The sequence below is a fragment of the Mesorhizobium sp. P3_A9 genome (genome assembly GCF_056402975.1).
The window spans coordinates 1-519 of record NZ_JBFUGJ010000846.1 but is presented as its reverse complement, the minus strand read 5'-3'; the positions used below and the strand labels follow the sequence as shown (position 1 = coordinate 519).

Here is a 519-nt window from a genome sequence, read left to right as displayed (position 1 = left end):
GTTGAAAGCAGGATGACCGAGGGCAGCGATCTGCCGGACGCCCGCCGCATAGCATCGATGCCGGACATCAGCGCGTCGCAGTCCTTGTTGTCGGCTCCGCCATCGAGGACAACCGCGCCGGGAACAAGGGTTCTCAGCGTCTTCGCCGCCATTTCAGGCGTCTCCGAGATCGGCTTCAGTCCGGATTTTTCGACGATCTTCGACACCACAACCCGATTGATTGGCGATTTCCCGACAACGAGCACCTGGGAGAGATCCATGATCATCTCGGCGTTCGCCTTCCGGCCCATCAAACTCGGGAGAATTGTGGTCTCTGTCTCGCGATCTAGTGGACACATGGGCAGGGGCTGGCCGCTCGTCTCTGTTTCAATGCAGGGTTGAAATCTGAGAGCCAAATGGCGTGAGATCGCCACCCATGTCAAGCTGAAATGGCAGTCATCTGCAATATAGCCGGAAGCATTACAATTTAAGGCAAGTTTTGTTCTTCACAGTAGTGAATTGGTCGTGCAAAAGCAAAGT

1 pseudogene is annotated in these 519 nt (G+C 55.1%); it reads right to left on the bottom strand.

Features of this window, described 5'->3' with window-relative positions:
- Positions 1-260: pseudogene (locus tag AC1DX0_RS37070) on the bottom strand (response regulator); the annotation flags it as partial.
- Positions 261-519 lie beyond the last annotated feature (259 nt).